At 71.6% G+C, this 9,148-nt stretch carries 10 protein-coding genes; 6 read left to right on the top strand and 4 right to left on the bottom strand.

Going from position 1 to position 9,148, the window contains the following annotated elements; all coding sequences use genetic code 11:
• A partial coding sequence (locus ACFU7Y_RS33120) for a cytochrome P450 (RefSeq protein WP_380770586.1) occupies window positions 1-342 on the top strand: 342 nt, incomplete at its 5' end.
• Window positions 343-528: 186 nt separating this feature from the next.
• Here ACFU7Y_RS33120 and ACFU7Y_RS33115 read toward each other — a convergent pair.
• Both ACFU7Y_RS33115 and ACFU7Y_RS33110 read right to left on the bottom strand, forming a co-directional pair.
• Complete coding sequence (locus ACFU7Y_RS33115; RefSeq protein ID WP_224281008.1) at window positions 529-1,203, bottom strand: response regulator transcription factor; 675 nt, start codon at window positions 1,201-1,203, stop codon at window positions 529-531.
• 97 nt (window positions 1,204-1,300) lie between these two features.
• Window positions 1,301-2,569, bottom strand: a complete 1,269-nt coding sequence (locus ACFU7Y_RS33110) for a sensor histidine kinase (protein ID WP_224281009.1) — start codon at window positions 2,567-2,569, stop codon at window positions 1,301-1,303.
• Between the two features lie 166 nt (window positions 2,570-2,735).
• Between ACFU7Y_RS33110 and ACFU7Y_RS33105 the strand changes: the two genes are divergently transcribed.
• Both ACFU7Y_RS33105 and ACFU7Y_RS33100 read left to right on the top strand, forming a co-directional pair.
• A complete protein-coding gene (locus ACFU7Y_RS33105; protein ID WP_224281010.1) occupies window positions 2,736-3,668 on the top strand; it encodes an ATP-binding cassette domain-containing protein in 933 nt (310 codons plus the stop codon).
• On the top strand, window positions 3,658-4,419 hold the full coding sequence (locus ACFU7Y_RS33100) for an ABC transporter permease (protein WP_224281011.1): 762 nt from the start codon (window positions 3,658-3,660) through the stop codon (window positions 4,417-4,419). Before ACFU7Y_RS33105 ends, ACFU7Y_RS33100 begins: the two co-directional genes overlap by 11 nt.
• A gap of 7 nt (window positions 4,420-4,426) precedes the next feature.
• On the opposite strand, the gene ACFU7Y_RS33095 is transcribed toward ACFU7Y_RS33100, so the two are convergent.
• Window positions 4,427-6,037, bottom strand: a complete 1,611-nt coding sequence (locus tag ACFU7Y_RS33095; protein WP_224281012.1) for an MFS transporter — start codon at window positions 6,035-6,037, stop codon at window positions 4,427-4,429.
• Window positions 6,038-6,244: 207 nt separating this feature from the next.
• On the opposite strand from ACFU7Y_RS33095, the gene ACFU7Y_RS33090 reads away from it, so the two are divergent.
• Both ACFU7Y_RS33090 and ACFU7Y_RS33085 read left to right on the top strand, forming a co-directional pair.
• Window positions 6,245-7,108, top strand: a complete 864-nt coding sequence (locus tag ACFU7Y_RS33090) for a TetR/AcrR family transcriptional regulator (protein WP_380770584.1) — start codon at window positions 6,245-6,247, stop codon at window positions 7,106-7,108.
• 106 nt (window positions 7,109-7,214) lie between these two features.
• Entirely contained in the window at window positions 7,215-7,667 is a 453-nt protein-coding gene (locus ACFU7Y_RS33085; protein ID WP_224281013.1) for a cupredoxin family copper-binding protein, read from the top strand.
• 265 nt (window positions 7,668-7,932) lie between these two features.
• Here the strand turns inward: ACFU7Y_RS33085 and ACFU7Y_RS33080 are convergent, their stop codons facing one another.
• On the bottom strand, window positions 7,933-8,511 hold the full coding sequence (locus ACFU7Y_RS33080) for a TetR/AcrR family transcriptional regulator (protein WP_224281014.1): 579 nt from the start codon (window positions 8,509-8,511) through the stop codon (window positions 7,933-7,935).
• Between the two features lie 91 nt (window positions 8,512-8,602).
• Between ACFU7Y_RS33080 and ACFU7Y_RS33075 the strand changes: the two genes are divergently transcribed.
• A complete protein-coding gene (locus ACFU7Y_RS33075) occupies window positions 8,603-9,049 on the top strand; it encodes a DUF1772 domain-containing protein (protein ID WP_224281015.1) in 447 nt (148 codons plus the stop codon).
• The last annotated feature ends 99 nt before the right edge of the window (window positions 9,050-9,148 follow it).

The raw sequence follows: 9,148 nt of genomic DNA, 5'->3' as shown, positions 1-9,148 counted from the left end.
CTACGCCGCACGACCGAGCCGGTGACCATCGCGGGCACCACGATCCCGGCCGGCGAGTTCGTCCAGATCGCGCTGCTCGCCGCCAACCGCGACCCGGCCGTCTTCGCCGACCCCGACCGCTTCGACATCACCCGCCCGGACGCCACCCGACACCTCGCGTTCGGCCACGGCATCCACCATTGCCTCGGCGCACAGCTGGGCCGGCTACAGGCCGAGGTCGCGTTCAGCGAACTGCTGCGCCGCTTCCCGGCCCTGCGTCTGGCCGAACCGGCCGCGGCCGCGCAGTGGCAGGAGAACCCAAGGCACCGGGGACTGCTCAGCCTGCGGGTGCTGCTGCACTGACGACGGCGGGCGGGTAGCGCCGGAGCGCGCGGGCGCTGCGGCGCTACCGTGCGCCCCCACACACAGAGCCAGTGGGCCGGTGGGGGCGCCAAGACCCTCACGCAATCCCTTCGGATGCGGCTCTGGGGGGCGGCGCTGAGCACATCACGTGCTTGGTACGGGTGGCGGCGTACAGGAGCCGACCGGTCAGACCCGGTGGCGCGGGGTGAGCAGTCCGCTCTCGTAGCCGACGATCACCAGCTGGACCCGGTCCCGGGCGTCGAGTTTGTCCAGCAGGTGGCTCAAGTGCGTCTTCACCGTCGCCGCGGAGATGTGCAGTTCCTGCGCGATCTCCGCGTTGGACCGTCCGGCACCCACCAGTTGGAGCACCTGCCGCTCCCGGCCGGTCAGGCCGTCCAGTGCGGGCGGTGGACCCGCGGGTTCGGTGGCCGGGTGGCGGCAGAACTCCGAAATCAGTCGCCGGGTGACGCTCGGCGAGAGCAGGCCCTCCCCCGCGGCCACCACCCGGATCGCGTGCAGCAGTTCGGCGGGCGGGATGTCCTTGAGCAGGAACCCGGCTGCTCCGGCCCGCAGCGCCGCGAAGACGTGCGCGTCCAGGTCGAACATGGTGAGCATCAGGACCCGCACACTCGGGTTCCGCTCACAGATCGTCCGGGTGGCCTCGATGCCGTCCGTGCCGGGCATCCGCACGTCCATCAGCACCACGTCGGGCCGCTGCTCGACCACCAGCTCGATCGCGGCGGCGCCGTCCGCCGCCTCGCCGACCACGGTCAGGCCGGGTTCGGCGTCGATCAGCATCCGGAAGCTGCCGCGCAGCAGCGCCTGGTCGTCCACCACCAGGACGCGGACGGGCTCGGTCACACGGTCCTCCACGCGTTCGTCGTTCCGCCCGGGGGCGGGGCGCCCGCCCGGCCGGTCCGGCGCCCCGGCTCCGGGCGGTTCGTCATGCCGGTCCTGATCAGGGCTCCTCCCCCACGGACGCCGCGGTCCGGTACGGAAGTTCGGCCCGAACGACGAAGCCGCCGCCGGACAGCGGCCCGGCGTCGAACCGTCCGCCGAACAACTCCACCCGCTCCCGCATGCCGATCAGGCCGTGGCCACTCCCGTGCCCGGCCGCCTCGGTGGGACCGTGCCACGTCAGGTACCCGCCGCCGTGGCCGGCCCGACGGGCGGCCCGGGCCGTGACGGCGCCCTCATCGGTCACCTCGATCCGCAACTCCCGCCCGTCAGCGACCAGATCGACCCGGCAACGGGTCGGCCCGGCGTGCTTGAGCACGTTGGTCAGCGCCTCCTGCACCACCCGGTACGCCGAACTCTGCACCCCCTGAGGCAGGTCGGCGGTGCCCTCGGTGCGCAGCTCGGCGGTGAGCCCCGCCGCGGTGGCGCCGGCCACCAGCTCGGGCAGCGCGGCGAGCCCGGGCGCCGGGCGCAGCCCGTCCACCCCGTCGGCCTCCGGCTCGGACTCGCCGGCCCGCAGCACGCTGAGCATCTGCCGCATCTCGGTCAGCGCCGAGCGGCTGGCCGTCTCGATCACCCACAGCGCCTCGCCGGTCCCCTCCGGATGGGTGGCCAACAGGTGATTGGCCACGCCGGCCTTCACCGCGATCACCCCGACGTGGTGAGCCACGATGTCGTGCAACTCCCGGGCGATCCGTAGCCGTTCCTCGGTGACGGCCTCCACGGCGACCCGTCGGGCCGAGCGGGCGGCATGCGCACGCCGCTCGCGGACCGCCCGCCCGAGCACCCAGGCCATCCCGGCCACGGCCAGGCCGGCCAGGTGGAGCACGAGGTCCTGCCCGCCTCCGCTCGGGGAGCCCGAGATCAGGAGCAGCACCAGCACGCCGCCGCTCACCGCCCCGATCACCGGGGTGGGCACCCGCCGGGCCGGGGTGGTGACGGCCACCTGGTAGAGCGCGAGGGCCACACCGAGGAACGGCTCCCGGACGGTGCCGGCCACCGAGGCCACCACCGAGGCCGCCGTGACCACCGCACAGACCGCAGCCGGGCGGGCCCGGCGCAGGGCCAGCGGCAGTCCCATCGCGGCCGCGAGGGCGAGCCGAGCCGACCACCCGCCGTAGGAGCTCCACGCCGGGCCCGGCAACGCCAGGAACAGCGCGGTCAGCACCACCGCCACCAGGCCGTCGACGGCCACCAACTCGCTCCGGCGCAGCGGCCGGACGGCACCGTCACGGTACAGCGTCAGCCAGGTCGGTGGGAGTTGGGCCATGCGCTCACCGTAGCCGCTCGGGCACGACAGTGCCTCAGCCCCGGGAACGACCGCCCGTGGTATGAGAAGGCGCCGGTGGAGCCCGTGGCCTCCGCCGCCCGGTGGAGGCCACGGTTCGGAGCGCCGGCCGATGTGCCGCGGCACCGCTCCGCGGCAGCCTGATGCCGTGATCGAACTACGGCAACTGACCAAGCGCTATCGCGACACGATCGCGATCGACGGGCTCACCTTCACGGTCCGGCCCGGCCGGGTGACGGGCTTCCTGGGCCCGAACGGGGCCGGCAAGTCCACCACCCTGCGCATGATGCTCGGCCTGGACCGCCCCGACAAGGGCCACGTCCGCTACGACGGCAAGGCCTACCACGAGCTACGCGAACCGCTGCGGCACGTCGGCGCGTTGCTGGAGGCCAAGGCGGTGCAGAGCAGCCGCACCGCCTACCACCACCTGCTGTGGCTCGCCCGGACCAGCCGGATCGGCCGCGCCCGGGTCCGCGAGGTGCTCGCCCTGGTGGGCCTGGAGTCCGTCTCCTCCCGCCGGGCCGGCGGCTTCTCGCTCGGCATGGGCCAGCGGCTCGGCATCGCCGCCGCACTGCTCGGCGACCCGCAGGTGCTGCTGCTGGACGAACCGGTCAACGGCCTCGACCCGGAGGGCGTGCGCTGGATCCGCACGCTGCTGCAGGGCCTGGCCGCCGAGGGCCGGACGGTCCTGGTGTCCAGCCACCTGATGAGCGAAATGGCGATCACCGCCGAGCACCTGGTGGTGATCGGGCGCGGCAGGCTGCTCGCCGACACCGGCATGGACGACTTCATCGCCGACAACTGCCGTCCCCAGGTGCTGGTCCGCACCTCGGAGCCGGACCGGCTGCTGGGCGCCCTGACCCGCGCCGGGCTGACGGCGCACCAGGAGGAGCGCGGCGCCGTGGTCGTCGACGGCGCCGAAACGGAGAAGGTGGGTCGGATCGCGGCCGAGGCCGGGCTCGTCCTCGGGGAGCTGGCCACCCGCACGGCCTCCCTGGAGGACGCCTTCCTCCGCCTCACCAGCGACGCCGCCCAGTACCGGGCCGGGGCCTTCACGGGGAGGAACCAGCATGTCCTCTAACGCACCGACGGCCGTGGTCCGGGCCGAACTGACCAAGATCCGGACGGTCCGGTCGACGCTCGTCCCGCTCGTGGTCGCCCTGGTCGTCAGCGTCGGGATCGGCGTGCTGAACGGCGCCTCGGCCCGCTCGGCGATCGACAGGAAGAGCGACCTGCTGCGCTCCGACTTCAATCCGGTGGACGCCGGATTCGTCGGCGTCCAGTTCGGCCAACTGGCCCTGATCGCCTTCGCGGTCCTGCTGGTCTGCGCCGAGTACGGCAGTGGCATGATCCGCACTTCGCTCGCCGCGGTGCCCAGGCGCGGCCTCTTCTACCTCGCCAAGATCACCGCCGCCGGCACGGTGGCCCTGCTGGTGGCCGTCCCGACCGCTTTCCTCGCCTTCCTCGCCTCCCAGACGGCCCTGGGCCCACAAGGCGTCGAGTTGAGCCATCCCGGAGCGCTGCGCGCCGTCCTCGGGGCCTGCCTCTACCTGACCCTGATGTGCCTGTTCTCAGTGGGAGTCGCGACGATGCTGCGCAGTACCGCGCTCGCGCTCTCGCTGCTGTTCGCCTTCGTCTTCGTACTCTCGCCGATCGCCAACGCCGTCCCGGCGCTGCGCACCGCCGCCCGTTACCTGCCCGACCACGCCGGTGCCGAGGTCATGAAGGCCGATCCTGGCCTCAGCCCGGCGACTGGTCTGCTGATCCTCGCGGCCTGGGCAGCGGCGGCCCTGTTGTCCGGCTACCTCACGCTGCGCAGCCAGGACAGCTGACTGATGCTCAAACTCCCTTCGCCTTCGAGGTTGCCTCGGGGGGCGGGCTCCCCGCCCGGTTCCCGTCATGGCGCTCCGCTGCAGGCTGGAGCGCCTCGGGGCCGGTCCGGGTGCGCGCGGTGCGGAGCAGAGTGCCGATGAGGATGGCCGCCCCGGTCATCAGGACGGCGCTGACCGTCGAGGCGATCCGGGTTTCTTGGGCGAAGGCGTCGAAGGCTGCGTTCCGCAGGGTGTCAGCGACGCCCTGCGGGAGGGCTGCGGCGGTCTCGACCGCGCCGCCGAGGGTGCTCCTTGCCGCCTCCAGTTCTTCGGGGGTGAGGTTGTCGGGCGCCTTGGCGGCCAGTTCGGAACGGTAGACGGTGGTGCCGATACTGCCCAGGAGCGCGATGCCCAGTGCGCCGCCGAATTCGGCCGAGGTCTCGGCCATGGCGGAGGCCGCCCCGGCCCGTTCCGGTGGTGCGGCGGACAGGATCACCTCGGTGACGACGGCGGAGACGGCGCCGATGCCGATCGAGACGACGGTCATGCCGCTGACGAGGTGGCCGATTCCCGAATCGGCCCGGAGCAGAGTCAGCACGACGTAGCCGGCGGTGGCCACGAGCAGCCCGGCGGCGATCACGTTGTGTTTGCCGATGCGGGGAGCGATCGCAGTGGCCAGCGCGATCCCCACGGGCATCACGAGGAAGGTGGGCAAGGACCACACGGCCGACTCCAACGGCCCCATGCCCAGGACGAGTTGCATGAACTGCCAGTTGAACAGGCTGAAGCCGACCAGTCCGAACGTCGCCAGCGCGTCGATGAGCAGGGGCACGGTGAACCGGCGTGTGCGGAACAGCTTCATGTCGATCATCGGGTTCGCAGCCGTGTGCTGACGGCGGAGGAATGCCGCCCCCACGGTGACTCCGACGATGCAGCATGCCAGGGGAATCCAACCGAAGCCGTGCTCCGCCACAGCCTTGATGCCGTAGATGACGCCGAGCACGGCCACGAGGGACATGGCGGCGCCGAGCAGGTCGAAACGGCCCGGCTCGGGGTCGCGGTGCTCGGCGAGCAGGAGCGGGCCGAGGATCAGCAGCAGGACCATCACCGGCACGTTGACCAGGAAGACCGATCCCCACCAGAAGTGCTCCAGGAGCAGACCGCCGATGATCGGGCCGAGCACGGCACCGCCCGCGAATCCGGCCGTCCAGATGCCGACCGCGGTGGCCCGCTGCGCGGCGTCGTGGAACATGCTCCGGATCAGGGAGAGGGTGGACGGCGCCAGCGTGGCTCCGGCGATGCCCAGGAGCACGCGGGCCGCGATGAGCGTCCCGGGGCTGGTCGAGCAGGCCGCCAGGACCGAGGCGACGCCGAAGGCCGCGGCGCCCGCGAGGAGCACCCGCCGCCGCCCGAAGCGGTCACCGAGCGTCCCCATGGTGATGAGCAGGCCGGCGAGGAGGAACCCGTAGGAGTCCATGATCCACAGTTGTTCGGAACCGCTCGGGCCGAGGTCCGCCGCCAGGGACGGGAGGGTGATGAACATGACGGACATGTCCATGGACGCGAGCAGGCAGGGCAGCACCAGGACGGCGAGACCGACCCACTCCCTGCTTCCGGCTCTTCCTTCGTGTTCAGTCATGCCCTCTCCTGGTCCGTGCAAGATCCGGATCGGCCGGACCGCTCCGGATGCGTACGTCGTACGCTTCAGCAGATGCAGACTACGCACGCCCAGGAAAGCACGGCAAAGGGTTTTTGACCTGCATTCTTGACGTCGATTCGGGAGCGTTCGTGCCGGCGGTCTAGAATTTCGACACACTTCATGCGTGTGACGAAAAGGAGGATGCCGATGTCCGTGCAGCCGACATGCGTGTCGTGCGGAAGGGCGATGGAGCCTGCGGACCGGGGACGGCCGAGGATCTACTGTTCCCGTGCGTGCCAGGCCAGGGCCTACCGGACACGCAGGGCGGAAACACCGGCCCGCGCCCCGGAGAGCGACGACGGCACGCGGCACCTCACCGTCGAGCGCATCGTGCGGGCGGGGATCGCCGTCGCGGACGCGGAGGGGCTCGACGCGCTGTCGATGCGGCGGGTCGCCATGGAACTCGGCACCGGCACGATGTCCCTGTACCGGCATGTGGCATCCAAGGACGACCTGGTGACCCTGATGGTGGAAGCCGCGATGACCGACGTGCCGTTGCCCGACTCACCCCCACGCGACTGGCGTCACGGCCTCGAACGCGCCGCACACCGCGACTGGGACCTGTACCACCGCCATCCGTGGATCCTGCCGAGAGTCATGGTGACGACCCGCGCGTACTTCAGCCCCGCTCTGGCCGCGGACAGCGAAAGCGCCTTCTCCTCGTTCGACGGGCTCGACCTCGAACCGGCCGACGCCTTCCGGTACATGTTCATGTTCGCCTCCTACGTGCAGGGCGTCGCACTGACCCTCGTGAGCGACGCGGAGGCGGAGCGGCAGTCGAGGACTGCCACGGAAGAGGGACGGGAGGCCCCGGACCGCGCACAGAGCCCGCTGTACGAACCCGGGGCGTATCCCCGGCTGGCCCGCGCCATGCGCGCGGGCGCCGACCCCTGGGACCTCGACGCCCTGTTCGCCGCAGGTCTCGCCGGCGTCCTGGACGGCATCGCAGCCGATCTCGCACGACGCCACACCGACGCTGCTGCAAGGCAGGGGACACGGCCTCACCCGTGATCCGGCGGAGGTCCTGGGCGGTCAACCTGCCGGGATGCCCCTCCGGCGGCGAGCGGGATACGCTGAAAGAGGCCCTGCGTCAAGCCAACACACTTGGGTGGGCATCATGACTGAGACATCACGCAGGAATACCAAGACCAACGACAATGCGCGCCGTCGGATCGCGAGGCCCCTGGTGGCCGCTGTGGTCGCCGCAGGACTCGGTGCGCTCGGCGCCGGGGGTCCGGTGGCCGCACAATCGCACGGGGTCGCCGCGCCCTCGGTGTCGCAGACCGTCCTGACGGCCGTGCCCAAGGCCCCGGCCGCCGGAGCGCAGCAGGTCACCATAGCGAACTACGCGTTCTCGCCCGGCACGCTCACGGTCAGCACGGGCACCACTGTCACCTGGACCAACAACGACACCGACACGCACACGGTGACCAGCAGCGGTTCCGGCCCGCTCGCTTCCGGGATGCTGGGCCAAGGCGCCTCGTACAGCTACACCTTCACCACACCCGGGACATACGCGTACATCTGCTCGATCCACCCCTTCATGCACGGCACGGTCGTGGTGCAGTAGACATCGTGGCGAAGGAGTCCGGCCGAGCGGAATGCCGCGTACCGAGGCCAGCTCTTGACTCCGCTCAACTGTCCGTCACCGCCTGCCGGGGCACGTATCGGGCCGTGACCGATGAGCACTGCGGCTTCCGGGGTGAGTGCCCGTAGCGGGTCCGGGGCCCGGCGATCCGCGGCTGCGCCGTGGGGGCACAAGTGACCGCAAGTGATGCCGCGGGTGCGTCGACGGGGCCCGAGGGTCCCGGCGACGCACCCGCCGGGACGGTGTGTCAGACCACGGCGAGCCGGTCCACCAGCAGCTCCACCCTCCGCTCGGTGTCCTCCGGCGGCAGCCGTCCCGCCCGGGTCAGGGTGGCCAGCCCGTGCAGGGCCGCCCAGAACACCTCGGTGAACAGTGCCGGGTGGACTCCGTCCCCGGCGACCTCGCCGAGGCTTTCCAGCAGGGCCGCGAAGCCGTCCTTCAGCGCCTCCGGGGTGTCCTCGTGCGCGAACGCCAGGCCGCCGTCGAGCTGGAACATGGCGTCGTAGACCGCCGGATTGCGTTCGGCGAAGTCGAGGTAGGCGCGGGCGAGGGCGGTGACCCGGGCGCGGGGGCCGTCCGCGGCGGAGGTCGCGGCCCGCAGCGCCGCGGCCATCTCGGTGGCACCTTCGAGGGCGACGGCGCCGATGATCTCGCGCTTGCCGCGGAAATGGCTGTAGAGGACGGGCTGGCTGTATTCGATGCGCTCGGCGAGCCGGCGGGTGGTGACCGCGTCCCAGCCCTGCTGCTCGGCGAGTTCGCGGGCCGTGGCCACGATGAGGCGCTCACGGTCCGCCCGTTCGCGCTGCTTGCGTTCCTGTACCGACATGATTCGATCCTAGCACCGCTAGACAATCGAGCGTCAGCAGCGCTAGCGTTGCCTCATCGGCTAGCAGCGCTAGATCCCAGGAGGGGTCATCATGCTCAACGCACTCGAGGTCTTCACCACCGTGTCCGTCGGCGTGATGGTGGGGGTGGAGTTCTCCGTCGCCTTCGTCGTCAACCGGATCCTCGACGCACTCCCCGAGGACAGCGGCCAGCTCGGCCGCGCCCACGGGGGCCGGATGCTCGGCGCCGTGATGCCGGTCTGGTACATCTCCTCGCTCGTCCTGGTCGCGGTCTGGGCCGTCGCCGGATGGCACCGCCCCGGCACCGGCCTCGTCGTCACCGCCGCCGCACTGCTGATCCTCAGCGTGATCATGTCGATCCTGCTGCTCGTCCCGATCAACAACCGGGGCAAGACGTGGACCCCCGAGAACCGGCCCGAGGACTGGAAGGAGCAGAGCAACCGCTGGGACCGCTGGCACTACGTCCGCGTCGCCGTCATCATCGCCGCCTTCACGCTGCTGGTCGCCGCCCTCACCTGAGCCCGCGGGGCGAGTACGCCCTGCCCCGCGGCAACCGCGTCCGGGCGGGTGCGCGGACGACCGATGGGCCCGCACTTCGTCCGGCACGGGGACGAAGTG

Origin of the sequence: Kitasatospora sp. NPDC057542 (genome assembly GCF_042801945.1) — a bacterium.
Taxonomy (GTDB): domain Bacteria; phylum Actinomycetota; class Actinomycetes; order Streptomycetales; family Streptomycetaceae; genus Kitasatospora.
The sequence above is the reverse complement of the archived record's forward strand: the minus strand, read 5'-3'. Positions and strand labels throughout refer to the sequence as shown.

Excerpts from the sequence above, each read along its gene's own strand:
- ACFU7Y_RS33110 (WP_224281009.1), bottom strand. The coding sequence starts at position 2,569 with ATGGCCCAACTCCCACCGACCTGGCTGACGCTGTACCGTGACGGTGCC.
- ACFU7Y_RS33100 (WP_224281011.1), top strand. The coding sequence starts at position 3,658 with ATGTCCTCTAACGCACCGACGGCCGTGGTCCGGGCCGAACTGACCAAG.
- ACFU7Y_RS33095 (WP_224281012.1), bottom strand. The coding sequence starts at position 6,037 with ATGACTGAACACGAAGGAAGAGCCGGAAGCAGGGAGTGGGTCGGTCTC.
- ACFU7Y_RS33090 (WP_380770584.1), top strand. The coding sequence starts at position 6,245 with ATGTCCGTGCAGCCGACATGCGTGTCGTGCGGAAGGGCGATGGAGCCT.
- ACFU7Y_RS33085 (WP_224281013.1), top strand. The coding sequence starts at position 7,215 with ATGACTGAGACATCACGCAGGAATACCAAGACCAACGACAATGCGCGC.
- ACFU7Y_RS33080 (WP_224281014.1), bottom strand. The coding sequence starts at position 8,511 with ATGTCGGTACAGGAACGCAAGCAGCGCGAACGGGCGGACCGTGAGCGC.
- ACFU7Y_RS33075 (WP_224281015.1), top strand. The coding sequence starts at position 8,603 with ATGCTCAACGCACTCGAGGTCTTCACCACCGTGTCCGTCGGCGTGATG.